Source organism: Xenorhabdus khoisanae (assembly GCF_001037465.1).
Classification (GTDB): Bacteria; Pseudomonadota; Gammaproteobacteria; order Enterobacterales; family Enterobacteriaceae; genus Xenorhabdus; species Xenorhabdus khoisanae.
On the sequence record NZ_LFCV01000107.1, the window covers coordinates 1 to 25181 of the forward strand.

The following is a 25181-nucleotide window of genomic DNA, read 5'->3' on the forward strand; positions in this document are numbered from 1 at the left end:
ATGCCTACTATAGCAACTGACCGCCTTTTTCAGAAATTGCACTTATCATGCGAATCTAAGCTTTATTTTTATTAGTATATATCCAATCATTAAATATTATACTTCTTTTCATAGTATTAGATAACATTAATGCTTCTTTAGCAGTTATATCTTTTATAAGAATTCTATTGAGTAATAAATTAATATCTAATTTGGAATTTGCATTTTCGGAAGTAATGCTATTACATAATGTATCAAATAAATTACCTTCTGATCTAGATCGAGTTAAAGATCTGGATACTATCGAATAATTTATATTAGAATTATTTCTATATGTCATATTTAGTAACCCATAAAAAATTAATAGCTTATATTGTGATTTTTATTAGAAAGAATTGTTCGAGTAGAGCTTAAATAAGCTGCACTTTTAGCGCTGGCGATTAGATATGTTGTTTCTTCGTAAATCCGAAATTCTGAATAACTCATTGTATCCATCATTATGGGCTTGATATTATATGAGGCACTTATTACTTGTACAAGTAATAAGTGCTAAAATAAGAGAGAAATATCATGATGTTGTTATTTAATAGGCGGTTATGATACCCGTTCTTTTACTTTTTAACGAATTAAAGTCGCTATTGAATACCCGAAATTTATTACTCCATATGAAAGGTTAAAACCACCGACTTTAGTCGGTGGTTGGTAACTCGGAATTGATCGGATATATTCTAATCATTCACTCTTTCCCTCTGCGAAATATTTATCCCATATGCGTTGATAAGTCCCATCCGCTTTTATCTCAGTAATGGCTTTATCGACTGCGGCCTTTAATTCAGTGTCATTTTTGCGAAGCAGTACGGCGGATTGTGCTGCCTGAGTATCAGCCGCAACAATTTTTACCGGTGCATCCGGACGGTGTTTTTTGTAGTCGAGATAAGAAAGTTTATCGTTGATGGTTGCATCTGCACGGCCTGTGCTCACGAGATCCACTTCTTGGTTAAAACCGTTAACGCCGATAATGTCTGCACCATAATTTCTGGCGATCTGGGCAAAATTATTGGTCAGGGTGTGGGCTGATTTTTTACCTTTTAAGTCACTGAATGTCTTAATCTCGTTATTATCTTTTCGGGTAATCAGTACGGCTTCTGAAATCACATAAGGCAGGGAGAAGCTATATTTTTTCTCGCGTTCTGGTGTAATGGCGATTTGGTTCATCACCGCATCGGAACGCCCTGCATCAAGGCCACTAATTAAGCCATCCCATTTGCCTTCAATAAATTCTGGCTTCACTTTCATACGCAACGCGATTTCACGGCCGATTTCTACATCAAATCCAGTCAATTTTCCTGATGCCTCATGGTAACTGAATGGAGCATAAGCACCTTCTGTTCCAATCCGGAATACGCCTGTGGAGTGAATGTTATCGAGAGTAGATTGCGCATAGGTGAGTTGCGTAAATCCAAATTGGACAATACCCGCCAATAATATATTCAGTAATACCTTCATTTTATTTCTCCGAGATAAAACTATTGTTTTTGAAATTATTCTCACTATAACGGGAATATCAAAAGCCTTATATATAAAATAAAGTTATATCATATTGGGAGGAGATATATAATTTTTCGAAAAGAGTTACAATAAATAAGCGTTATTACTTATTGGGTAGTTTCCATTAAATAGGTTTATGTCACAAATATTATTAAAGTGATTGCCATGATATATAGCCTGCTATATCTTTAACCTTCCACTCATAATATAGCGCAATGATAGATATGGCTATTCTTTCATCATGCAATATGCTGATGATTTCACTACGCTAAATATAACTCTCAATATAGGTGCTAAGTGTTGAATCCGTTTATTAGGAAAGGCATGGTGGATTCTTTGCCTGTCTGTATCTCTTTTTTCCTTATTTTTACTTCAATTGGCGCACTTTATCAAAGTCATGGTGTTCCATTAATGGAAACGCTGATCGGCTCATTATTGATATATGCTGCGCCGTTGCAGGTGGCTGCGGTTGGTTATCTGGCCGATAGTGCGGCACTCTCCGTTATCATTCTGGCATTGCTGATCAACTTCCGGTTTTTCTTGATGGCGATGGTTATGACGCAATATTTTCAGGGTGTTCCAAAGCGAAATATTTTGCTGTCGATGTTGGGATTTAGTGCCAGCACTTATACGGTGACACATTCATATCTTTCTGCGGAAAATGTCTCAGATGGAAAATCCCAATTTCATTTTTATTTGGGCGTTGCTATACCCTGTTTTATGGTGACTTTTTGTGCCACTTTATTGGGCTATATTTCGGCAGAGCATCTGAATTATGAGTCCCTTTCTTTGTTCCTGGTGATGTTAGTTCCCATTCATTTTGCGACCCTGACTGCCAAACGTTCGGGCAAAGATCTGTCTGTATTGGCGACGGTAATGGGAGGATTGTGTGCGCCGTTATTGAATGAAGTGGATATGAAATTAATGGATCTGGCGGTGCCTGTTTTGTGTGGGATCGTAATTGCTCTCATTGAACGGAAAATCAGAAAGGATAGAACATTATGATGTTGCTGATTGTATTAATGGGCGTGGTCAGTTTCGTGTTAAGAGCGACTCCTTTTCTGATAAAAAATAATAAGCTATTCAACGGAAAAGGTTTGCTGATTACTTCGCTGGATTATGCCATCTGTTTTATTCTGGGAACGATTATCGTCAATATTTCACTGGGTAACTTATCCTTAAGTGAATTAATTGAACAGTTTGATATCAAATATGTGCTTGCTCTGGTAACGGTCGTGCTGGCTTATGTCATCAGTAAATATACACATTCCATCTTAAAGAGCTTGGGCCTTTCACTGACATTTTTTATGTTGGTACAGTGGTTGTTGAGCTAAATACACCTGCCTTCTACTTTACGAACCAGATGATTTTGAGGCACGAGTTCGTCAAGCGAGAGAGCTTAACCTCATCTATCCCCAATACCTATCCCCAATACCACATAACAGAACCGGAAAGAGTTCCATTCTATCAAGGAATTTTGCTGACGGTTTACACTACGTTAAGGCCAAATATATTACATTACAATCAGTAAAATAAATCGGGAACACCTCCATTACGTTGATAAATAATAACTTAATATTGCATCTTAAATCGTGATGACTAAATAAAACACAAATGTTAATTACACATGGCTGCTATGAATAATTTGTTTAGGAAAGAAGCTATAGAAAGTAAAAAATCCAAATGGATTGGAGAAGCACTATTAATAGCAAAAATTCCAGCTTGGGTTATTTGTGTTGTCTCATCGATTTTTTTAGTTATTTTATTTTTATTTATTACTTTTGGTAGTTACACAAGACGCATTAATGCCTATGGTGAAGTGATAACCAATCCCCATCCAATAAATATTTTCTCTTCTCAACAAGGATTTATTTCCCAGGAATTCGTCAATGTGGGGGATTTTGTAAAACAAGGACAAAAAATTTATCAGGTTGATTTCAATCAAATTACAGAGTCAGGAAAAATCAGCACTAATACAAAAAATTCATTAAAAAACCAATTAATGCAGATTAATAATATTATCGAAAGCTTACAAGATGATAAGTACATCACCTTAGAAAGCTTGAAAGAACAAAAAAAGCAATATGAAGCATCACAGGAAGAATCTAAAGTTATTGTTGATAATGCCCGTAAGGGGGTTGAATTTGCAAAGGAAAACATGGAAAACTACAAGCTCTATCAGAAACGCGGGCTTATTACAAAAGATCAATTTAATAGCTATGGATATTCCTATTATCAGCAACAAAACATATACCAGAATCTATACAGCCAGTATATCAGTGATGCATTGAAAATTACTAACCTGAATAGTGAAATTATTCTTAGACAGACTGATTTTGATAAACAAATTTCTCAATATAAAATTCAACGTGACGATTTACAACGAAAATTAACTGAAATGGCAGCCAATGGCGCTCTATTAATAACCTCCCCGATTAATGGACGCATTGAATCACTCGGCTTCACCGTTGGTCAGACGATAACCTTAAACGATATTCTGGCTCAAGTTATTCCATATAATATCAAATCTAATTACTATTTAATTCTATGGGTTCCTAATAGCAGCTTACCGTATATTTCGAAAGGAGATGCCATTAATATACGTTATGATGCATTCCCATTTGAAAAATTCGGGCAGTTTTCAGGGCAAATCGATAATATTTCATATATCCCTGCTTCTGCCCAAGAAATGTCTCATTATAGAAGCTCTCCTATAAACAAAGCCGGAGAAAAAAGCGAATCCTATTATAAAGTTTTAGTTACCTTAGATAAAAATCAGTTTGATTACAATGGAAGAAAATTAAATTTATCTAATGGCATGAAAGCCCAATCTACTTTTTTCCTTGAGAAACGTCCTCTTTATCAATGGATGTTCTCACCATTCTATGACATGAAAAAAACATTGATGGGGCCACAACATGGATAAAAAATATTTTGAAACTATTACCAATAAGTTGAATCTAGGATTCAAAAGGAAAATCCCCAAAATTTTACAAACTGAGGCAGCAGAGTGTGGGTTGGCAAGTTTAGCAATGGTTTTTCATTATCATGGATTACAAATTGATTTATCCCATTTACGTAGCCAATTTGGAATTTCTACACGTGGAGTTGCGTTAACTACATTGATTAGTATTGCCAGTGCCCTTAAATTTAAAACCAGAGCCGTATCACTGGATCTTGATGAACTTCACGCATTAAAATTACCCTGTATTCTGCATTGGGACATGAATCATTTTGTTGTTTTAGTCAGAGTTAATAAAAATAAAATCACCATTCACGATCCAGCATTTGGACACCGGGTCTTGAGTACACAAGAATTTTCCAAACATTTTACTGGCATTGCATTAGAATTGTGGCCAAGTAATGATTTTGTTCCTGCCAAAAAACAAAACAGATTGCGCATCATATCACTGTTAAATAATATTCAGGGACTTAAGGCGACACTGGGGAAAATTTTCTTCTTATCTCTTGTTATAGAAGCCATTAATATACTGCTCCCTGTAGGAACGCAGCTAATTATGGATCACGTCATTATTGCTAAGGATAATAACCTATTAACTATTATTTGTTGTGGTTTGCTTGTCTTTATTCTATTTAAAGTGAGTGTCTCTACTTTGCGTAGCTGGACATCCATTACGATGGAAACATTTGTTGATGTTCAATGGAAATCAGGGGTGTTTGATCATCTAATGAAATTACCTTTAGCTTACTTTGAAAAACGTAAATTAGGTGATATCCAGTCACGATTTGGTTCATTAAATATCATACGTACCACTTTTACCAAAAATATTGTCAATAGCATTATCGACGCGATTATGTTGATCAGTGTTTTCATTATGATGTTACTCTACGGTGACTGGCTTGTTTGGGTAGTATCAGGGTTCACTATTACTTATGTCATCTTAAGGTTACTCACTTATCAATATTATAGGCAACTTTCTGAAGAGCAAATAGTCAAGGATGCCAGAGCAAATTCCCATTTTATGGAAACTTTATATAGCATTAATACATTAAAATCCTTGGGATTATGTGAAAATCGGGCAAAATCCTGGTTAAATCTGAGTGTCGATACTATTAACTCAAATACTAAACTTGCCAAAATAGGTACAATCTTTGATATCGTTAATACTTTTATTATTACTTGTGAGCAAGTTATTATTCTGTGGTTAGGTGCATCATTAGTTATAGATAATCAAATGACCCTTGGAATGTTTGTCGCTTTTAACGCCTATCGCGGGCAATTCGCTGATAGGGCAAGTAATTTGATCGATATGGTGCTCAGATTGCGCATGTTAAATTTACATAATGAACGAATCTCCGATATAGTACTTTCTGAACCAGAAAGAGAAGCACCAAACCGGGATATTGGCATTTCAGGATTACCCGCAGAATTAACTATTTGCAACTTGCATTATCAATACGACAATTTATCAAAACCCATCATTTCTAATTTTAATCTTAGTATCAAAGCGGGAGAAAGTGTAGCTATTGTTGGCCCGTCTGGTGTAGGAAAAACAACATTAATGAAATTAATGTGTGGGCTATTGGAACCTAGCAAAGGCACTATTTTAATTAATGGACTAGATGTTAATGTTATTGGTCTGAATAATTACCGTAGATGTATTTCTTGTGTATTACAAGATGATAAATTACTTTCTGGCTCTATCGCTGAAAATATATCTGGGTTTGATCTCTCTCCTAATCTTGAGTATATACAAGAATGTGCTAAACGTTGCAATATTCATAACGATATTTTATTGATGCCGATGGGGTATGAAACACTCATTGGTGAATTAGGTAGCGGAATGTCCGGTGGACAAATACAGAGGCTATTGATAGCCAGAGCCCTTTATCGCCGGCCAAGCATTTTATTTATGGATGAGGCAACCAGTCATCTTGATTTAACTAATGAAAATTATATCAATGAATCAATATCAACGTTAAATATAACCAGAATTATTATTGCGCATCGGCCATCAACAATTGCATCTGCTAAACGCGTTATTGCAGTGTCATGAATCGTCCCTGAAAAGGCATATGAAAAAATTATTTAGCGTAGGCCATGAGCTATAATCAATTGAATGCAATTAATTTTTTATTAGAAGGGAAACTATTCATAATATTTTAATTTAATATAACAAGTAGTAATAATAATTTAGAACATCCTATTAGCAAATAAATATATTATTAAATAAGTTTAACATTAAGCAGCCTTTAACTTAAGTTGACATTAAACAATTGTTGTTTAATTAACGTTAAGATTAAGTGGGCTATGATAATACATGAGCAAAAATAGAATTTGGTTACAGAAAGATATAAACCTTAACCATACATTAACTGCAAATATAAATTTTTTTAAACAGCCTGAAAATTCATTACAAATATATTGCGATGATTTTTTTGATTATTCCCTTATTAACTGATTTTTGGTGAAGGTTTTAATTTTTCTGGAACCATATTCAAGCAAGTATCTGATTAATGCTGTGGTTCTTTATTATATTCTGGAACATTATGTCAATGATATAAATAAATGAGGTTATATATGAAAGAGTTAAACCAAGTTGAGTTAGAACAAGTCGCTGGCGCTGGTTTCTGGGGTGATCTACTTAAGGGCGTTGTTCATGCCGCTGAGATCGTAATTGATAGTGCAGCTGAAAGCCTTAAGAAGTCAGGTGTCATATCTGAAGGTACTTGCAAAAGTATTGAAAATCTTGCCCACGCTGGCGTTAATACGGCAGATAAGGCAATTGATAACTGTGGTATATAATATTTTAGTTGAAACTGAGGCTTATATTTTAATGTTGGATTTTCAAAAAAACAGCCTAACATGAATTCAATAAGATTTAGTTTTGATTATTTAATCACAGTATAGATTACCAGCCACTCTGGCTAGAGTGGCTAATTTTTTAACCTTTAACCAGGCATTGTAAAATCAGACAGATGTATCTGCTCACCTCGACTCCCTCTTGTTGTTTCCGTCACAAATAACCATTATTCACAACTAACCATGAGGATATGCCTGAAGCCACCGTATATTACAGTGGCTTACAAGAAGGAGCTTCAATCAAGAGAGATTACAGGGCAGCAATAGTCTCTTTCTGTGCCAGTAATTTCTCTTTTGCGGCATTGTTGGTTGCCAGACGTTCGCGCTCTTTGGCAACGACCGCTTCTGGCGCACGGCTGACAAAACCTTCGTTAGCCAGTTTCGCGTCAATGCTGCTGATCTCTTTATCCAGCTTCTCGATTTCTTTATCCAGACGTGCCAGCTCTGTTTCTTTATCGATCAAGCCTGCCATTGGGATCAGTATTTCTGCCCCATTGATCAGTTTGGTGACAGAAACAGGGGCTTCTTCACCCGCTGCCAATACGGTCACAGAAGAAAGACGGCCCATCGCCTGAAGGAAGTTGAGGTTTTCAGTTACGCGACGTTGTGCATCTTCATTGGCATCACGCAGCAGAACTTCCAGAGGTTTACTTGGTGCGATGTTCATTTCTGCACGAATGTTACGTACCGCAATGATCGCTTCCTTGATCCATTCCAGATCGTTTAGTGCGAGCCCATCAACTTTCGCTTGATCGAACTCAGGGAAAGGTTGCTGCATAATGGTATCTGCATCGATACCTTTGACAACTTTCACCCGCTGCCAGATGGTTTCGGTGATAAATGGAATGATTGGGTGTGCCAGACGCAGCAAACCTTCTAATACTTCAATCAGGGTATGGCGAGCCGCGCGGACTTCCGCTTCTGAACCTTTGTTGATCGCAGGTTTGGACAGCTCCAGATACCAGTCACAGAATTGGTTCCACGTGAATTCGTAAAGAATGTTCGCGGCAATGTCAAAACGGTAGGTATCCAGCGCTTCACGATAGGCTTTAACTGTTTGGTTAAACTCAGCCAGAATCCAGCGATCTGCCAGTGACAGCGACATTTCACCCCCGTTCTGACCGCAATCTTGTCCTTCTGTATTCATCAGCACGAAACGGCTGGCGTTCCACAGTTTGTTACAGAAGTTGCGGTAGCCTTGCAGGCGCTTCATATCCCAGTTGATGTCACGACCGGTAGAAGCCAGTGCGGCCAGTGTGAAACGCAGGGCATCAGTACCGTGGGCTTCGATACCTTCCGGGAACTGTTTTTCAGTGCGTTTGCGGATTTTATCAGCCAGTTGTGGCTGCATCATATTGCCGGTACGTTTTTCCAGCAGATCTTCCAGCGAAATACCGTCGATCATATCCAGTGGGTCGATAACGTTCCCTTTGGATTTCGACATCTTCTGGCCTTCGTCATCGCGGATCAAGCCGGTCATGTAGACAGTCTTGAATGGAACTTGTGGCTTGCCGTTTTCATCTTTGATGAAGTGCATGGTCATCATGATCATGCGGGCAATCCAGAAGAAAATGATGTCAAAGCCACTGACCAGCACATTCGTCGGATGGAAGGTTTTCAGTGCTTCGGTTTGCTCAGGCCAGCCGAGTGTGGAGAATGTCCACAGGCCAGAAGAGAACCAAGTATCCAGTACGTCTTCGTCTTGAGTCAGAGCGATATCTGCGCCCAGATTGTTTTCGCGACGGACTTCTTCCTCATCACGACCAACGTAGACGTTGCCTTGCGCGTCATACCACGCCGGAATGCGGTGTCCCCACCACAACTGACGGGAAATACACCAATCCTGAATGTCACGCATCCAAGAGTAGTACATGTTTTCGTACTGTTTTGGTACGAACTGGATATCACCACTTTCAACCGCTTCAATTGCCACTTTTGCCAGTGGTGCGGTGCGAACATACCATTGGTCAGTCAGCATGGGTTCGATAACTACGCCGCCACGGTCGCCGTAAGGAACGGTCAGGTCATGAGGTTTGATTTCAACCAGCAGACCTTGTTTCTCGAACTCTGCCACAATCGCTTTACGCGCAGCGAAGCGCTCCATACCACGGTATTCAGCAGGAATGTCGGTTGAGTAGCTATCAGAGGCTTCGCCATTGGTATCGAATACTTCTGCGGTTTCGCGGATATCGCCGTCAAAGGTCAGAATATTGATCATTGGCAGGTTGTGGCGCTTACCGACTTCATAGTCATTGAAATCATGGGCAGGGGTGATTTTCACACAACCGGTGCCTTTTTCCATGTCCGCGTGCTCATCGCCGACGATAGGAATACGACGGTTGACCAATGGCAAAAGGATCTCTTTGCCAATCAGATCCTTATAACGGGGATCTTCTGGGTTAACCGCAACGCCGGTATCCCCTAACATGGTTTCCGGGCGGGTCGTGGCGACAATCAGGTAATCTTTGCCTTCTGTGGTTTTTGCGCCGTCAGCCAGCGGATAGCGCAGGTGCCACATGGAACCTTTCACTTCACGGTTTTCAACTTCCAGATCAGAAATCGCAGTGCGCAGTTTCGGGTCCCAGTTAACCAGACGCTTGCCACGGTAAATCAAATCGTCCTGATACAGGCGAACGAAAGCTTCTTTAACTGCTTTGGACAGACCTTCGTCCATGGTGAAGCGCTCACGCTCCCAATCTACGGAGTTACCCAGACGGCGCATCTGGTTAGAAATATTGCCACCCGATTCCGCTTTCCACTGCCAAATCTTGTCGATAAAGGCTTCACGACCATAATCGTGGCGGGTTTTACCTTCTTCTGCCGCGATTTTGCGCTCAACAACCATTTGTGTCGCAATACCCGCGTGGTCGGTTCCCGATTGCCACAGGGTGTTTTTACCCTGCATACGTTGGTAACGCACCATGGTATCCATGATAGTCTGCTGGAATGCGTGACCCATATGCAGGCTGCCGGTGACGTTTGGTGGTGGAATAACGATACAGAAACTTTCACGGCTGGTATCGCCATTCGGCTTGAAGTAACCACTCTGTTCCCAGTGGCGATAAAGAGGTTGCTCTATCTCTGTCGGATTGTACGTTTTATCGAGAGATGGCTCAGATTGCGTTTGATTAGCGGGAGTCTTTTCCATAGTGTCTTGAATATTTAATAGGTTGGCGGGGTTGCCATGGTCAAATTAAAGCCGACGTTACGATAGGATTTATATCGTTCGCGCGCTAACTGTTTTAGATTTTCATCAATAGGAACGAAGTCTATCACTTCATGGAAAGCTGTGGCAAAGTCTGCAAAATGAGGAAGCAGTGTTACCAACACATCGCGGGGAGCATTGCTTCTTTTCTGCGGCCAGCACAATTCCACAGGAGCGCCATAGCGAGGGCCTTCTCCGGCAAGATTATGCGGTACAAATTGACTTGGTTCCCGTTGCCATAATGCTTCGTCCAGTTTTTCAGCCTGTTGTTGGCTTTCACAAGCAATCAGAACTCGCTTCCCTGCACGCCACTGATCGGCAGCAAGCTGACATGCCAGCCACTCATGCGATTGTAAATGATCCGGAGACGATGATTGTTCCGGAGCCAAACTTTCCAATGGCAGCTTTTCCAATGGTAGCTTTTCCAATAAATAGAAGGTGGCGTTTTTCATAGTTTCTTGGTTACAAGATTACGGAAGCAGTGACGGAAAAGGGTATTGCATCTGCAATACCCTTAATATCATTAACCGCAATCTTATTGAATAAACTTTTATTGAACAAAATGTGCGGCAGGGACATTAATCATCAGAATTCAAACCTGAACGATTTAACAGGAATTGTGACAGGAGTGCAACCGGACGACCTGTTGCGCCTTTCGCTTTACCTGAACGCCATGCTGTACCCGCAACATCCAGATGCGCCCAATTGTATTTGGTTGCAAAGCGGGACAGGAAAGCACCGGCAGTAATAGCGCCACCTGAACGTCCGCACGAGTTTACCATATCCGCAAAATTGGATTCTAACTGTTCGGTATATTCGTCACCCAATGGCAGACGCCATGCACGATCGCCTGCTTGCTCTGAGGCATTCAGCAGTTCATGAGCCAGTGGATTATGGTTGGACATCAGACCGGTATAGTGGCTACCCAGAGCAACGACACAAGCGCCGGTTAAGGTTGCAACATCAATGACCAGTTCTGGTTCAAAACGCTCAACATAGGTCAGCGTATCACACAGTACCAGACGGCCTTCTGCATCCGTGTTTGTCACTTCAACAGTCTGACCGGACATAGTGGTCAAAATATCTCCCGGACGATAAGCGCGCCCGCCCGGCATGTTTTCACAGCCAGCCAGAACACCGATGACATTGATTGGCAATTGCAGTTCGGCGACAACACGCATGACGCCATAAACCGACGCTGCACCGCACATGTCATATTTCATCTCATCCATACCTTCGGACGGCTTGATGGAAATACCACCGGAGTCGAAAGTCAGCCCCTTACCCACCAGTACGATAGGTTTCCCATTGGCGTCTTTGCTGCCTTTATACTCCATGACTGCCATCAAGGATTCATTCTGTGAACCCTGACCGACAGCCAGATAGGAATTCATGCCCAGTTCTTTCATCTGCTCTTCGCCAATGACTTTGGTTGTCAGATTGGCGGCATTATCAGCGAGCTGACGAGCCTGTGATGCCAGGTAGGCAGCATTACAGATATTCGGTGGCATGTTTGCCAGATCTTTCGTCGCCTTGATAGCTGATGCAATGGCAAGACCGTGCTGAATGGCGCGTTCACCGCTGGTTAATTCGCGGCGGGTCGGTACATTAAACACCATCTTGCGCAGCGGGCGACGCAGTTCGTTCTTGCTGCTCTTGAGTTGATCAAAAACATACAGTGACTCTTTTGCTGTTTCGACCGCCTGACGTACTTTCCAGTAGTTGTTACGTCCCTTCACATGCAGTTCAGTCAAGAAACAAACTGCTTCCATTGAACCGGTTTCATTGAGGGTACTGATCGTTTTCTGGATAATCTGCTTGTATTGGCGTTCATCCAGTTCACGTTCTTTTCCACAACCCACCAGTAAAATACGTTCAGACAGCACATTAGGAACATGATGCAGCAACAAGGTCTGACCAACCTTGCCTTCAAGTTCACCACGGCGCAATAAAGCACTGATGTAGCCGTTACTTATTTTGTCAAGCTGCTCTGCGATAGAGGAAAGGCGACGAGGTTCAAACACGCCGACAATAATACAGGCACTGCGCTGTTTTTCCGGGCTACCGCTCTTTACACTAAACTCCATGCGTTCTCCTGAATCTTAAAGACAAAGACGGATACAATCGCTAAAATATCACGTTCCGCATTAATTCATCCCAAAGAAAATTAACTGTTATGTTAAGCTAAGCATATTATTTTTTGGTACTTAGCTAACGATAAGTATGTTCTAATTGGGAACCAATATATGGGATGCTTTGGTATCATTTTAGCGATGGGGAAGCCAAACTGATTCATATAAATGGTAGATATACGACGAAGTTAGCGACTTTCCTGCAAAAAGACAAGTTTTCACAGGCGTAATAAGCGTGATCATCATTAGATATCTAGTACGGGAAACCCTGAAAAGCCAAATCGCAATACTTTTCATCTTATTACTGATCTTCTTCTGTCAGAAATTAGTGGATGTATTGGGGGCGGCGGTAGAAGGAAATATTCCCGCAAATTTGGTTATATCTTTGTTAGGTTTGGGTGTGCCAGAGATGGCGCAACTTATTTTACCCCTGAGTTTATTCCTCGGGGTATTAATGACTTTCAGTAAACTCTATACCGAAAGTGAGATCACCGTCATGCATGCCTGCGGGTTGGGCAAAAGTATGTTGGTGAAATCCGCCCTTATTCTGGCATTGCTGACATCAATGCTGGCGGCTGCCAATGTTATTTGGATCACACCGTGGTCTTCCAAATATCAGGCACAAGTATTGGCAGATGCAAAAGCCAATCCAAGTCTTGCTGCGATCATGGAAGGGCAATTTAAGCCTTCCCGCGATGGCAACATGGTGCTTTATATCGGTAACGTGAAGGGCAATACCTTTGAGAACGTATTCCTTGCCCAGCTACGTCCTTCGAATGACCAGCGTCCTTCGGTAGTTATTGCGGATGGCGGCCATATGGAAGAGCGTCCGAATGGCAATCAGGTTGCGGTACTTCATCAAGGAACACGTTATGAAGGTACGGCGCTGTTGCGTGATTTCCGCATTACCGAATTCACTGATTATCAGGCGGTGATTGGGCATCAGAGAGCAGATATCGATGACGGTAAAGTCGAGCAGAAATCGATTGAGCAGCTTTGGCATGATACTGACGATGATTCACGTTCAGAACTCCACTGGCGTTTGACGTTGATTGTCTCGGTGTTGATCATGGCGTTGATGGTTGTTCCGTTGAGTGCCGTGAACCCGCGTCAGGGGCGGATACTGAGTATGCTGCCCGCCATGTTGCTTTACCTGATTTTCTTCCTGTTGCAAAGCTCCCTGCGTTCCAATGGCAGCAAGGGTAAACTTGACCCTATGTTCTGGATGTGGCTGGTTAACGGTGCGTATTTTGCCCTGGCTCTGGCGCTTAATCTGTGGGATACCGTACCAATGCGCAAACTGCGTTCACGCTTTAAGAATCAAGGAGCGTCATGATGTTTGGGGTATTGGATAGATATATCGGTCGGACAATCCTGCAAACCATCCTGATGACATTGTTCATGCTGGTATCGCTTTCCGGCATTATCAAATTTGTCGATCAGCTGCGCAAAGTCGGGCAGGGGGAATATACTGCAATTTCCGCAGGTATTTATACACTGTTGAGCGTTCCTAAAGATATCCAGATCTTCTTCCCAATGGCGGCTTTGCTTGGGGCGTTATTGGGGCTGGGAACGCTGGCGACGCGCAGTGAGCTGGTGGTGATGCAGGCTTCCGGCTTTACCCGCTTACAAGTGGCGGGTTCTGTCATGAAAACGGCAATCCCGCTGGTCCTGCTGACAATGGTTATTGGTGAATGGGTTGCTCCACAAGGGGAGCAGCTTGCCCGTAATTATCGTGCCCAGAAAATGTTTGGTGGTTCGCTGATGTCCACGACCAAAGGTTTATGGGCGAAAGATGGTGATGATTTTGTCTATATCCAGAGCGTGGCTAAAGACAACTCTCTGAACGGCGTTAACATTTATCACGTTAACGACAAACAGAAATTGTTATCCATCAAATACGCGGCTTCGGCGGTATATGACAGGGATAATCAGCAATGGAAATTATCTCAGGTTGAAGAGTCTGATTTAACGCAAAATGGGCGAATCACGGGTTCACAACGTATTTCTGCGGATTGGAAAAGCCGGCTGACACCAGAAAAGTTGGGGGTGGTTTCTCTTGATCCCGAGGCGCTTTCTATCCGTGGCCTACATCAATACATCACGTATTTAGAGCAAGGGCAGCAGGATGCCGGACGTTATCAGCTTAATATGTGGAAGAAAATCTTTGCACCTTTATCGGTTGCGGTGATGATGCTTATGGCACTTTCCTTTATCTTCGGGCCACTGCGCAGCGTACCGATGGGATTCAGGGTGGTTGTGGGTATCAGCATGGGCTTCCTCTTCTATGTCTTGAATGAGATATTCGGCCCGCTCAGTTTGGTTTATAGCATGCCACCGATATTGGGGGCATTGCTGCCAAGCCTGTTATTCTTTGTAGTGAGTATTTACTTACTTCTTCACCGAAAATAACAGTCACTGCTATTTCATTGAACTTACTTATCGCCTCCGCTTTTATGAAATCATTTCATAATTGTGGGGGCGATTTGTGGTCAAAATAGACGAGTCCAGAAGGTAATTATAAAGTATATCGTCTTTCAACATTCACATGACTAAATTTACTTTGCTTCTTCCGATGGAGTTCAGAGCCTTTGTAGGTGTCAGAATGGCTTCTTTTTCTATCTCTTGAATGAGATATGATGAGAGACAAATTCCATGAGAGCGGGTTTGAATAAGATTGAGGATGATTGTGTGAATTCAGAGGAGAAATCTAAAGAAACCATTGGAACTTGTCACTTGGTTAGTATTGGAGATATTATTGTTATTACCCTAATATGTAGTGAACTTTCCGGCATTGACTTTCTGGTAAATATTAATAGAAAAATATTAATTAAATAATTAAATAATTAAATAATTAAATATATCAAGTGCCACTCATTAAAAAAATGTTTCTATTAATTACAATAAAAGTTACAAGGCCCATGTTGTTCACATTTATTTGGGGAAAATGAGATCAGAACATAATCATATATTCACTAGCTTTGGGGAAGATCATTATGAAAGTTATAGAGTTTTCAGAAGGGTTTCATGTTATTGAAGATGTGTGCTTTGACAAAAATCGGCATGGATTACGCTTGACCATATCATCTCATGGTCAAATGGGGTTAATGAAGACTTCCACAGGTTTGATACAAGCAGAGCAATTGATGAATATTTTAAAACGTAAGCTGAATATGTTTAAATATCGTTATATACGTCTGTTATTCTGCAATTCAGCAGATGGGAATGAGCATACCGATTCTTTTGCAGCCAAATTTTCTCGGTTATTAGATAGACCTCGCCATGTGCTCGTAGAGGCCTATAAGGGAATGATTAATGTATATGGTATGGAATATTATAAAGATTTCATGGATGAAAATGGAAAAATATTGGTAAGTAAGTGGCGAAATTTTCCCTTCGAGTCACATTTAAATACGAACTATCCTATTTGGGAACATGTTAGGAAGAAAAAAGCGGAATATGGAGGGGAACATGATCATAATATTACTTCAGTTGAAAATGCCAGTTCTGTCTTTGGTTATGGAATGGGGGCCGCTGATTCTACCATGCGAATGGCTTCGTTCTATAAAAATGCTTTTGAAGAATTAGATAATGTCCGGATGAAAAGAATATTGAAAGATGATATTGATCCAGGTTATTTATATAAACTTCGTCGTGATCCTAGGAAAAGTCAATATGAACAGAAACTTCTTATGTATTATAAGAATATATTAGAAACCTTCTGTGATACTTGTGAACCTATTGAAATACGAGATATGTTTTCTATTCGAGTTTTCTTTTGTAATGGAGAAATAGTAAGAAAAAATGAATGGATGAAAAAAACGGATTAGTCTAACACAGGTAAAAAATAATAGGATTTGCTGATAAACTATAGACTAGAAGAAAGTTGGCATGTCTATTGTATTTCTCAAGATGACTTATTTCTAAATTTGTTTATAGTAAAATTAATTTTTCATAAAATATATTTATTAGTGTTTTTTTTGATAAAAGCTTACTTCTTAACTGTATCCAGGGAGTATCACGATGAAGAATCTAAGATATTATCGGGAAGGTTTTTATACTTTTGAAGATATATACCATGGAAGAAATCGACTGAATGTATGTGGCCATAGTGGATATTACGAAAATGGCTTCATGTTATGTCTTGATGAGAATGGTCATTATATCGGAAAAACTGCTCAGGGATTGTATGAAATACTGACTCCCCATTATGCGAGAGCATTTCATTATATCCGCTTGTTACTTTGCAATTCAGCAGACGGTGACAATAACTCATTTGCTTACAAATTTTCCTTACTATGCCCAACGAGTTATATAGAAAGCTATTTAGGTAATGTGAGAACAAGAAGAATAACTTATGACATAATGCAGGAAAAGTTTAGCTTTAATGTGAATCCTGCTAATCCTCGGGTGATGAATAGCATTTTTCAGGTTGGCTTTGTCAGCAGAATAAATTCCCCTGGTTTTCCTGAAAGTATGCGAACTGATTTTTATCAGAATTTAGCGACTTCACTTCATAATATAGAGAGTTACGAACCGTTAGATCCCAATACGCCCCATCATCCCGTATGGTTTTATAACGGAACACGAATAACGGATGAGAGACAAGTATATTAGGAGGTTTTACAATGAAGTACCTTAAATTTTTTTCAGAGGGGTTTCATGTTTTTGAAGATGTACGTCATGATGCCTCCAGAGCGTTGCGTTTGAATATATCAGGTCATGGCATCGCAGGTGGGAAGATGGCTAATGTTGAGTTTGGTCCTATGGGGCCAGAAAAGTTAATATCCATTTTATATAAATATTTCAGACATGCTATGCCTAGATATCGTCATATTCGTTTATTATTTTGCCATTCGGCAGGCCGGGATGAGTATGGAAATTCTTTTGCAGCCAGTTTCTCCCGATTACTTCCTAATTCTGCTCAGGTGATCGTAGAGGCTTATCAGGGGGTCATTGACGTAACAAGGACGCACTATAGTCGAACAACTAATTCTTTCGAAGATATCTCATAAATCGACAATCAATACCTTGATAAGGTTAATAAAAATATTAATTCCCGGCCGAAAAGAATATTGAAATCTGGTTATGATATAAATTCTATAAACCCATTATTGTTCCGATCTGCAAATGCAGAAAACACAAATATAATAAATGCTTTTGCCTTTCCTGAAGGAATGAGCACTGATTTTTATGAAGCCTTAATGATGGGAATCGACGACATACCAGCCTGAGTTTTATATTAGCAAAATAAGTAAAACTCAGGCTGTAATTTTTCTGTCAATCCTGACAATATTAAATTTGGTTATGATTGAGAGCCAGGGCAGCGACTAATTCATTAACCCCACTTGTCACCTGACTGAATTTACTTTGTTCTTTCCGCGTCATCACAACAAACACGCCGATATTTTGTTCCGGGATCATCGCCATATATGTATTGAACCCACCGCCACCGCCGGTTTTCTGGTAAATACCGGGCACTTTGCCTTTGGCGTCCATATATACCCAGCCAAGACCGATACCGTCCGCCAGACCTGCAACATCCATTCCTTTGATTGACGTTAGATCAGCGCGTTTAAAGTAGATGCCCTGTTCACGACTGGCAGTTTGCTTCCTTAACTGATTTTGGGAAGATAAAAACTGTTGCATCCAGCGTTGCATATCTGCAGGAGTAGAATAAATCCCGCCACTGCCTGCGGCGGCAATGGTATTCACGCAAGGGCTGGATTTCACGCCTGCCATCAAGCGGGCGCATTGGGATTGCGTGGGAGTCAGAGTTGTATCCTTCATGCGATAAGGGCGGGTAATCTCTTCTTGTAGCAAACGGGAATAGGGTTTTCCTGTGGCTTTGGAAAGCGCATCTGCCAATAAATCATAGGCCAGATTAGAATATGAGGCGGTCGTACCGGGTACGGAATTTATCCCTGCGGTTTTCAGCCAAGTCCAGCGGTTCGATTGAGTCGGCCAAATAAACACAGGACGTCCCCATTTCCCGCCGGGCTGCTCCCGCGGCAGCCCGCTGGTATGACTTGCCAGATGATACAGTCGGATTGGCTGACCTGTGCCATAATCCGGTACATGGACACCGTAATAAGTATATTTCTGCAACGGATCGGTAATCTTAATACGTTCCTTCTGTGCCAATTTGATCATGACCTCGCTGGTCATCAATTTGGTAATAGAAGCAATACGAATCACAGAATCCTGCCGCGGCCGAACGCCACTTCCCGGATAAGTCTCTCCAAAACTGCGATGCACAACCTGATTATTATCGATTACCACCATCGCCATCCCTGACGGATTACCTTCATCAAATATGGACTGCGCATACTGCTCGACCAGCGCGGTAGTCATTTTCTTGATATTGTCATTACCTTCAAAAACTTCCCACTTTGCAGGTTGTGCATGAGATTTCTGGAGTTTGTTTTGGTGCAAACCGCCAGAATCAGCACAAGCCGAGATCGCCCATATCAGGGCGGAAACTGTACACAGTTTATATAGCTGTTTTTTCATTTTTGGATTAACCAATCAGAGAACGCTCAAGTGGGGAATAAAGCTGTTATTTTTTTTTCTTAAAAATCGCCATAATGGCACCGATAACGATACCCAACAGGATACCTGTAAAAATCCAACTGATAATAGTCATGATAATTTACCTCATAGCAGTGTATTGTTTTGAATTATATAAGGAGTTTATAGGTTGTCTATTGAAGGAAGATAATTGTGAAGGAAGAATTTATGTTGTGCAGTTGCCGGAGTGGTTGTGTTTTGATCTTTGTTGGCGAAAAAATGGATTTAATGATTCTTTTTTAGACACTTGAACAAGATTGAAAGGATAAGTGTTGCGAATGGTCTTCTGGCAGGTATAATGGCCTCCGTTCTCCGAATACTTCAGTGCCGAAGTGGCGAAATCGGTAGACGCAGTTGATTCAAAATCAACCGCCTTCGGGTGTGCCGGTTCGAGTCCGGCCTTCGGCACCATTCGTTAGTTTTCTAACGTCTACCCAAGTCTACAAACTCCCTAAAAATCCCAATAAATCAAGAAACTTCGTTATCCTGATGTCTACTGTAGTCTTCTGCAATCAATATGCAGCAAGGGGCATAATCTGGGGCATCTATACTTCGATTTTAAATGTGCCCCAAAAATGGTTGGAAGGTTCTACGGCAGGAATAACAGTGATAACGGGGATGCCCAGTACGCCCTTTTCCATGTCCTTTAACCTCTTCTGTTTTATGACAGTAACGGCAAACCACATCGACTTTAGCCATATCCCACCAATAATAAAAAGTAGGGAGTTTATCACAATGTCTAATCATTGGGAGCATGACCTCCATCCGACTGATGGACTTTGTTCGCGACAATCCGCGTCTGCAGGTTTACGAAGATGATCTTTTCATCATCTGCTACTTTCAAAAGGGCAGTAGTTGTTGAGAGTTTTGACACCTTCGGATAACAAGCTTATGATCCACCGTAATTTCTTTTCCTTATAAAGGGACGGGTATGGGCAACAGAATGTGGATGATTCGCGGCGATGGCGGCAAGCTCTATGACGACTTTCGCGACAAACAAATCGTGGGTATTGGTTGGTCTCAGCTTGCACCTTTGGTTAAACCCGGTCTTTCCCGAGCTCAGTTACTTGCGTTATATCAGGAAGCAGATCCGTTAACTAAGTTGGGGACTGCTCGTTCGGGTGCTTCCCAGGTCTGGCGTTTCGTGAATGAAATTCAAAAGGGCGATTGGGTCATTACGTATTCCCCTGCGAACCGTACTTACCTTTTAGGTAAAGTAATATCCGATTTCCAGTACCATTCAGAATGGCTCGAGGATGGGATGGGAATTGCACGTCAGGTAAAATGGAACGGTGAAGAAATCGACCGTGACAGGTTGTCTACTGCTACCAAAAATACATTGGGCTCCACGCTGACGGTTTTCCAGCTTCCGGAATATGCGTTAGCAGAGCTTTTGCAGGATAAGAAACCCGCTGCTGACGTTGTTACTCAGAATCCAATTACAATGGATGAAGATGAAGTTATATCTGATCCACTACGTGATATGGAAATGCTGGCGTTTGAAGGTATTAAAGATCGAATCAATTCTCTCGACTGGGATGAGATGCAGAATCTTGTTGCTGGAGTCTTACGCAGCATGGGATATAAAACGCAGATCTCTCCGGCAGGAGCCGATCGCGGTAAAGATATCATTGCTTCGCCTGATGGTTTTGGTTTTGAGAATCCGCGCATTATCGTTGAGGTAAAACATCGTAGAGAACAAATGGGAAGCCAACAAATTCGCAGCTTTATTGGTGGTCGCCATAAAGACGATCGTGGGCTTTACGTCAGTACGGGCGGATTTACTAAGGATGCTCGTTATGAGGCCGATCGTTCGACAATTCCTCTGACCCTCTGGACGCTTGATGATCTTGTCCGTGCTCTTATTGAAAACTATGAGCAAGTTGATATCGAGACCAAGCTTTTGGTTCCTCTAAAGAAAACCTTCTTACCTGCTTAACTCTTGTCTTCGCAGCCATATTGGTGTTGTACTGATGAGGCTTTGTACCCGCTTACTGTGTCTGATTTTTGTACGGATTTTCGTTTGTGGGTACAAGTGCGGGTATAAGAATCTATTGTCGTAATTAAATCAGATTGATATCAGTGGATTAGGTGGTAATTTCGAGTCCGGCCTTCGACCATCTAAATTAAGATGCTAAAAGAAAGCATCTTTTTTATGTCTGAACTTCACGTTTTACAAAGCTTTTCATAAAAGCCTAGTCATCTTCATTATTATTAGTTTAGTAATATCAAAGTGTTGTGCGCGCATAGATTCTGTATTCCATAACCAAACTATGTTCACCATTTTTACATGTGAAAAATTGATAGCCGCATTAATGTGATTAAGTTTGCTTTCTTATATTGATGATAAAGGCGGAGCTATAACTCCTGGAGTATGTTATGCAGCTTTCGGATTTAGGAAATAGAATTTGTATCATAGGGCCTTCGAACAGTGGTAAATCTACCTTTGCTCACGCAATCTCAAGGAAATGCGATTTAAAAGTAATTCATCTGGATCTGCTTTTTCATTTACCTAATACAGACTGGCAGGAACGCCCCGTAGATGAATTCATCTCATTGCATGATAGAGCAATACAGGAGGAAAGCTGGGTGATAGATGGAAACTATGGAAGATGTTTATCACAACGCTTATCCAGAGCAACAGGTGTCATTTTATTAGATATCTCAATGCCATCAAGCCTGTTACGTTATGCCAATAGAACCCTATTTCAACGCAATCGCTATGGTAGCCTGAAAGGTAATAGGGATAGTATCAAATGGAAAATGATCCATCATATTTCTGTTGTCACGCCAAAAAGCAGAAAACGTTATGCGACATTGTTTGAACAATTGACTGTACCAAAGATCAAACTCTCATCGATTAAAGAGATTAAAAAACAGTTTGATGAGTGGGGGCTTACTCGGTAGATGCTTAAACCGTTTTCCTCTCCTTATCTTATTCTGAAAATTATTTTAATCGTGATAATTATTACTGACATAATAACTTAATTTTATATCTTATTTTAAGATACACATTCTTTGTGAGAAGTTTATAGATTTATTTTAGAGTTTTGTTTAGTTAGGAATAACATAGAATAAAAAGGAAAAAATATGGCATCAGAATATTTCTTACTACGTCAAATTGGGCAGATTCTCGTTATGTCTCGTTTTACTGGATATAAATGGGACAAAGTAGACGAAGAAGATACAATAGCTTGGTTAAAACAATTAACTCGTCACCATAACGGACAAATTAGGCAAAGAGCTGTATTATGTCTTGGAATTATGCGTGAAATTTCAGCATTACCTGAATTTATTGAACGAGCAAATGATTGGGCTGAACCTATAAGACGTGCTGCCCGTCAATGTATCAGGAAGTTCTTGTTGCCTGAGCAAGCTGGCAATCTGGTGAAAATGTTGCCTGAATTTTGGAGCTTGCTGGATTGCCAGCGTGATCAACATAAGAAATTGGTGGATGAGGTTCTGGAGTTTCTGGCAAAACCAGAAAATCGTAGAGCGCTGCTTAACGGTCTGAGATCAACTGATAAATCAGTTGCACGTTGCTCTCTACATATATTGTGTGAGCGTGAATTATTTTCACCGATGGAAATTGTAGCATGTGCTATAGAACATACCGATCCTATGGTTAGATTAAGGGCAGTACAGTACCAACTGAGTAAATCAGATTTTACTGATATGGCAGTTTTTCGATGTTTTCTGAATGATCCATTCGTACCTATTAAGCAATCAACGTTGCAGTATATTATTGATTATTATCTTGATATTCCACAATCAACATTAGTATTTCTGTTATTCGACGGCAACGCATTGGTTCGCCAGAGAACGGTAAAACTGTTAGCTGTCAGGAATATTGACCCGACAAATATCTATCTGGAGGCTTTGCAAAGCACCAAGGCTACGGTTTCGAAAAAACGTATTGCTTTATTGGGACTGGATGAACTGGGGCATCCGGATGTGGTTAAGTGGGCTAATTGTTGTTTGGATCGCCATCATCCGGGGATATATATGGGGGCATTACAGGTTTTGATGAAGCACCGCGGAGATACGGTACGGAATATTTTGCTTGAGGCTTTTACTCATCCATCCGTCAAAGTAGGGAAGCTTGCTTTGAAATTGCGGGATAAGCATAAGGTATTGCTCACCTTAACTGATGTACAGCGTTGTATGGATGAGATGCAATCAATAAAAGGGAGCAGATTATGTTTTTCTTTGGCTCGTCGCTTAAATAAATGGGATTGGTTGATATTTATTTTATCTAATGTGAAACAGGATAATGGCCAATTATCTAATGAATTTCTGGAATATTGGATTAACCAATTTAATTGTTCAGGGGTTGCTCCTTCAGAGAAACAAAAAGCAAGGCTACTTTTGTTATGGGATGAAATCTCTCACTTTATCAATTGGTCTCACAGGGAGATGGAATGCTTTCTATCTTAAAGACTAAATTAAATGGATACTGATTTGAATTAGATCGATTTCCATATGACATATTTAATTTTTATGACGCTGTGATTAGAGCTTGAAGGTCTGTAGTACATGCAGAATGCTTACTATTCCTGCGATTGAGGTATGAATAAGTGATTACAATTATCGATATTGCAGAAGAGTTAAGCTGTTTTGATGAATGGGCTAAACATGACAGTGAATCTCAACATCAAACAGGACAGCTTGTTTTCGAATCAGTAGAGAAAGTGGGATATTGTGAGCCAGAAAATGTATATCTGGCAAGAGAATGGAAATTGGGTCGTAGATTTTCGATTAAGAGGGCAAATACGGGTCAGTATTGCTTTTGGTGCAGTAGGTTTTGAGGTTAGTCACTTGGAAGACGCGGAGTAAGCATATTATTTGCTGTATTCTGTTCTTTATTAAACTGCAATTGATGGAAGCTGATTTATTGCAGCTTCCAATGCCTTGAAAACAAAACTCAACCCCGACAATACATCCGAAAAAGTCTGGCTAAATATTCTCCGGCGGGAGTGAGTTTGGTATCTCTTCGTTGGATAAGGCCAAAAGTGGCAAACGGGAGTTGTTCTTTAAGATTTAACGCTACAAATTGCTGATCAAATAAAGCCTCATCAACCACATCTACAGCCACAATCGTTAAAAAATCACTTTCAGCGGCTAAGCTCATGCACGACATTAATGTTTCACAGGTAACGCTAAAAACCGGTGGATGATGCAGTGATGAGAATGTTTCAAATAATCTACGATAATAAGTGTCTTTAGGTGTTGGCATCGTCCAATTGCAATCAGCCAATTCTTCTAAAGAGGTTGCATTCGCTTTTGGATGCCCTTTTCGTACTATCACTTTGTATTCTTTTTCCATCAGCTTTTCGAAGTTCAATTCTGCATCCAAACTGCCTGCATAATAGGTATTGACAGTAAAATCCAATTCTCCTTGTCTGAGTTGAGGCAGCATAGTCAATAACTGCCCCTCAACAACTCTTAAATTTACTGTTGGATAATCACGATGAAATTGTGTGATCACTTTCGGCATAATGGTACGTGCAATACTGCCGGCAACACCAATATTAACCACGCCTCCGATCAAACCAATTTGTTGTTGAATATCTTCCTGTGCAATGCGAAGTTCCTCAAGTATCAAACTAGCGCGTTGTAAAAAACCTTTTCCACACTCTGTTAAATAAATACCCTGGTTACTGCGTATAAATAATTTTGTACCAAGTGAATTTTCAAGTTCCCGAATCGATTTAGTTAAGGCAGGCTGCGAGAGTGACAAAAACCGACTGGCAGCCCTGATACTGCCATGACGGTTGATTTCAACAAAAGCACGTAGTTGATTGAGTTTTATTGGTGTCGCCATTTTTCTCTCTTACGATAACTTTTACTTATATAAGTAAAGTTAATTGTATCTTATTTAAATTGAATTTATTGTCTACATTATAAAATAGAAATAAAGTGG

The 25181-nt window shown here is 40.6% G+C and carries 20 protein-coding genes, 1 tRNA gene and 2 pseudogenes; 16 read left to right on the forward strand and 7 right to left on the reverse strand.

The window, feature by feature from the left end:
- Positions 1 to 711: 711 nt before the first annotated feature.
- Complete coding sequence (locus AB204_RS15050; RefSeq protein ID WP_047964192.1) at positions 712 to 1485, reverse strand: amino acid ABC transporter substrate-binding protein; 774 nt, start codon at positions 1483 to 1485, stop codon at positions 712 to 714.
- A gap of 342 nt (positions 1486 to 1827) precedes the next feature.
- Here AB204_RS15050 and AB204_RS15055 point away from each other — a divergent pair, with 342 nt between their 5' ends.
- The 5 genes from AB204_RS15055 to AB204_RS15075 all read left to right on the forward strand — a co-directional run bounded on the left by AB204_RS15055 (position 1828) and on the right by AB204_RS15075 (position 7294).
- Positions 1828 to 2532 (forward strand): AzlC family ABC transporter permease, encoded by a 705-nt coding sequence (locus tag AB204_RS15055; RefSeq protein ID WP_152671549.1) that lies wholly within the window; start codon positions 1828 to 1830, stop codon positions 2530 to 2532.
- Positions 2529 to 2861: an AzlD domain-containing protein gene (locus AB204_RS15060; protein ID WP_047964194.1), complete on the forward strand. Its 333-nt coding sequence runs from the start codon at positions 2529 to 2531 to the stop codon at positions 2859 to 2861. The genes AB204_RS15055 and AB204_RS15060 overlap by 4 nt, the downstream gene beginning before the upstream one ends.
- A 293-nt stretch (positions 2862 to 3154) precedes the next feature.
- Positions 3155 to 4453 carry an HlyD family secretion protein gene (locus AB204_RS15065; protein WP_047964195.1) on the forward strand — a complete coding sequence of 433 codons (1299 nt, stop codon included), beginning with the start codon at positions 3155 to 3157 and terminating at the stop codon, positions 4451 to 4453.
- Positions 4446 to 6545 carry a peptidase domain-containing ABC transporter gene (locus tag AB204_RS15070; RefSeq protein WP_047964196.1) on the forward strand — a complete coding sequence of 700 codons (2100 nt, stop codon included), beginning with the start codon at positions 4446 to 4448 and terminating at the stop codon, positions 6543 to 6545. Before AB204_RS15065 ends, AB204_RS15070 begins: the two co-directional genes overlap by 8 nt.
- A gap of 524 nt (positions 6546 to 7069) precedes the next feature.
- Positions 7070 to 7294, forward strand: a complete 225-nt coding sequence (locus AB204_RS15075; protein ID WP_047964197.1) for a hypothetical protein — start codon at positions 7070 to 7072, stop codon at positions 7292 to 7294.
- Between the two features lie 307 nt (positions 7295 to 7601).
- Here the strand turns inward: AB204_RS15075 and AB204_RS15080 are convergent, their stop codons facing one another.
- From AB204_RS15080 to pepA, 3 genes are all read right to left on the reverse strand, one after another.
- Positions 7602 to 10499, reverse strand: coding sequence for a valine--tRNA ligase (locus AB204_RS15080; protein ID WP_047964198.1), 2898 nt, complete (start codon positions 10497 to 10499; stop codon positions 7602 to 7604).
- A 14-nt stretch (positions 10500 to 10513) separates the two neighbouring features.
- Complete coding sequence (locus tag AB204_RS15085) at positions 10514 to 11008, reverse strand: DNA polymerase III subunit chi (RefSeq protein WP_047964199.1); 495 nt, start codon at positions 11006 to 11008, stop codon at positions 10514 to 10516.
- Between the two features lie 126 nt (positions 11009 to 11134).
- Entirely contained in the window at positions 11135 to 12643 is a 1509-nt protein-coding gene (gene pepA, locus AB204_RS15090; protein WP_047964200.1) for a leucyl aminopeptidase, read from the reverse strand.
- Between the two features lie 280 nt (positions 12644 to 12923).
- On the opposite strand from pepA, the gene lptF reads away from it, so the two are divergent.
- The 5 genes from lptF to AB204_RS15120 all read left to right on the forward strand — a co-directional run bounded on the left by lptF (position 12924) and on the right by AB204_RS15120 (position 17703).
- Positions 12924 to 14024, forward strand: a complete 1101-nt coding sequence (gene lptF, locus AB204_RS15095; protein ID WP_047964201.1) for an LPS export ABC transporter permease LptF — start codon at positions 12924 to 12926, stop codon at positions 14022 to 14024.
- On the forward strand, positions 14024 to 15100 hold the full coding sequence (gene lptG / locus AB204_RS15100; RefSeq protein WP_047964202.1) for an LPS export ABC transporter permease LptG: 1077 nt from the start codon (positions 14024 to 14026) through the stop codon (positions 15098 to 15100). The genes lptF and lptG overlap by 1 nt, the downstream gene beginning before the upstream one ends.
- 584 nt (positions 15101 to 15684) lie before the next feature.
- The gene (locus AB204_RS15110; protein WP_047964204.1) at positions 15685 to 16518 is read left to right on the forward strand and encodes a hypothetical protein; all 834 of its coding nucleotides are present in this window, start codon (positions 15685 to 15687) and stop codon (positions 16516 to 16518) included.
- Between the two features lie 193 nt (positions 16519 to 16711).
- On the forward strand, positions 16712 to 17305 hold the full coding sequence (locus AB204_RS15115) for a hypothetical protein (protein ID WP_047964205.1): 594 nt from the start codon (positions 16712 to 16714) through the stop codon (positions 17303 to 17305).
- 11 nt (positions 17306 to 17316) lie between these two features.
- The gene (locus AB204_RS15120) at positions 17317 to 17703 is read left to right on the forward strand and encodes a hypothetical protein (protein WP_047964206.1); all 387 of its coding nucleotides are present in this window, start codon (positions 17317 to 17319) and stop codon (positions 17701 to 17703) included.
- A gap of 280 nt (positions 17704 to 17983) precedes the next feature.
- On the opposite strand, the gene ampH is transcribed toward AB204_RS15120, so the two are convergent.
- On the reverse strand, positions 17984 to 19201 hold the full coding sequence (ampH, locus tag AB204_RS15125; protein WP_047964207.1) for a D-alanyl-D-alanine-carboxypeptidase/endopeptidase AmpH: 1218 nt from the start codon (positions 19199 to 19201) through the stop codon (positions 17984 to 17986).
- Positions 19202 to 19584: 383 nt separating this feature from the next.
- Between ampH and AB204_RS15130 the strand changes: the two genes are divergently transcribed.
- Positions 19585 to 19669: transfer RNA gene (locus tag AB204_RS15130), tRNA-Leu, on the forward strand.
- Between the two features lie 168 nt (positions 19670 to 19837).
- Here the strand turns inward: AB204_RS15130 and AB204_RS24145 are convergent.
- Positions 19838 to 19957 (reverse strand): annotated as a pseudogene (locus tag AB204_RS24145) (IS1 family transposase); the annotation flags it as partial.
- Between the two features lie 61 nt (positions 19958 to 20018).
- On the opposite strand from AB204_RS24145, the pseudogene AB204_RS23560 reads away from it, so the two are divergent.
- The 5 genes and pseudogenes from AB204_RS23560 to AB204_RS23805 all read left to right on the forward strand — a co-directional run.
- A pseudogene (locus tag AB204_RS23560) lies at positions 20019 to 20111 on the forward strand (DUF4942 domain-containing protein); the annotation flags it as partial.
- Positions 20112 to 20189: 78 nt separating this feature from the next.
- A complete protein-coding gene (locus AB204_RS15140; protein ID WP_047964209.1) occupies positions 20190 to 21197 on the forward strand; it encodes a restriction endonuclease in 1008 nt (335 codons plus the stop codon).
- Positions 21198 to 21637: 440 nt separating this feature from the next.
- Entirely contained in the window at positions 21638 to 22165 is a 528-nt protein-coding gene (locus tag AB204_RS15145; RefSeq protein WP_047964210.1) for a P-loop NTPase family protein, read from the forward strand.
- A 183-nt stretch (positions 22166 to 22348) separates the two neighbouring features.
- Positions 22349 to 23695, forward strand: coding sequence for a HEAT repeat domain-containing protein (locus AB204_RS15150; RefSeq protein WP_047964211.1), 1347 nt, complete (start codon positions 22349 to 22351; stop codon positions 23693 to 23695).
- 264 nt (positions 23696 to 23959) lie between these two features.
- Positions 23960 to 24094, forward strand: a complete 135-nt coding sequence (locus AB204_RS23805) for a hypothetical protein (protein WP_268802298.1) — start codon at positions 23960 to 23962, stop codon at positions 24092 to 24094.
- 88 nt (positions 24095 to 24182) lie between these two features.
- On the opposite strand, the gene AB204_RS15160 is transcribed toward AB204_RS23805, so the two are convergent.
- On the reverse strand, positions 24183 to 25082 hold the full coding sequence (locus AB204_RS15160; RefSeq protein ID WP_047964213.1) for a LysR family transcriptional regulator: 900 nt from the start codon (positions 25080 to 25082) through the stop codon (positions 24183 to 24185).
- Positions 25083 to 25181 lie beyond the last annotated feature (99 nt).

What these genes read in the sequence shown, in the direction of transcription:
- AB204_RS15080 (WP_047964198.1), bottom strand. Translation starts at nt 10,499, where the DNA reads ATGGAAAAGACTCCCGCTAATCAAACGCAATCTGAGCCATCTCTCGAT.
- AB204_RS15115 (WP_047964205.1), top strand. Translation starts at nt 16,712, where the DNA reads ATGAAGAATCTAAGATATTATCGGGAAGGTTTTTATACTTTTGAAGAT.
- AB204_RS15070 (WP_047964196.1), top strand. Translation starts at nt 4,446, where the DNA reads ATGGATAAAAAATATTTTGAAACTATTACCAATAAGTTGAATCTAGGA.
- lptG (WP_047964202.1), top strand. Translation starts at nt 14,024, where the DNA reads ATGTTTGGGGTATTGGATAGATATATCGGTCGGACAATCCTGCAAACC.
- AB204_RS15120 (WP_047964206.1), top strand. Translation starts at nt 17,317, where the DNA reads ATGAAGTACCTTAAATTTTTTTCAGAGGGGTTTCATGTTTTTGAAGAT.
- AB204_RS15145 (WP_047964210.1), top strand. Translation starts at nt 21,638, where the DNA reads ATGCAGCTTTCGGATTTAGGAAATAGAATTTGTATCATAGGGCCTTCG.
- AB204_RS15150 (WP_047964211.1), top strand. Translation starts at nt 22,349, where the DNA reads ATGGCATCAGAATATTTCTTACTACGTCAAATTGGGCAGATTCTCGTT.
- AB204_RS15110 (WP_047964204.1), top strand. Translation starts at nt 15,685, where the DNA reads ATGAAAGTTATAGAGTTTTCAGAAGGGTTTCATGTTATTGAAGATGTG.
- AB204_RS15050 (WP_047964192.1), bottom strand. Translation starts at nt 1,485, where the DNA reads ATGAAGGTATTACTGAATATATTATTGGCGGGTATTGTCCAATTTGGA.
- AB204_RS15065 (WP_047964195.1), top strand. Translation starts at nt 3,155, where the DNA reads ATGGCTGCTATGAATAATTTGTTTAGGAAAGAAGCTATAGAAAGTAAA.
- ampH (WP_047964207.1), bottom strand. Translation starts at nt 19,201, where the DNA reads ATGAAAAAACAGCTATATAAACTGTGTACAGTTTCCGCCCTGATATGG.
- AB204_RS15060 (WP_047964194.1), top strand. Translation starts at nt 2,529, where the DNA reads ATGATGTTGCTGATTGTATTAATGGGCGTGGTCAGTTTCGTGTTAAGA.
- AB204_RS15085 (WP_047964199.1), bottom strand. Translation starts at nt 11,008, where the DNA reads ATGAAAAACGCCACCTTCTATTTATTGGAAAAGCTACCATTGGAAAAG.
- AB204_RS15140 (WP_047964209.1), top strand. Translation starts at nt 20,190, where the DNA reads ATGGGCAACAGAATGTGGATGATTCGCGGCGATGGCGGCAAGCTCTAT.
- pepA (WP_047964200.1), bottom strand. Translation starts at nt 12,643, where the DNA reads ATGGAGTTTAGTGTAAAGAGCGGTAGCCCGGAAAAACAGCGCAGTGCC.
- AB204_RS15075 (WP_047964197.1), top strand. Translation starts at nt 7,070, where the DNA reads ATGAAAGAGTTAAACCAAGTTGAGTTAGAACAAGTCGCTGGCGCTGGT.
- AB204_RS15160 (WP_047964213.1), bottom strand. Translation starts at nt 25,082, where the DNA reads ATGGCGACACCAATAAAACTCAATCAACTACGTGCTTTTGTTGAAATC.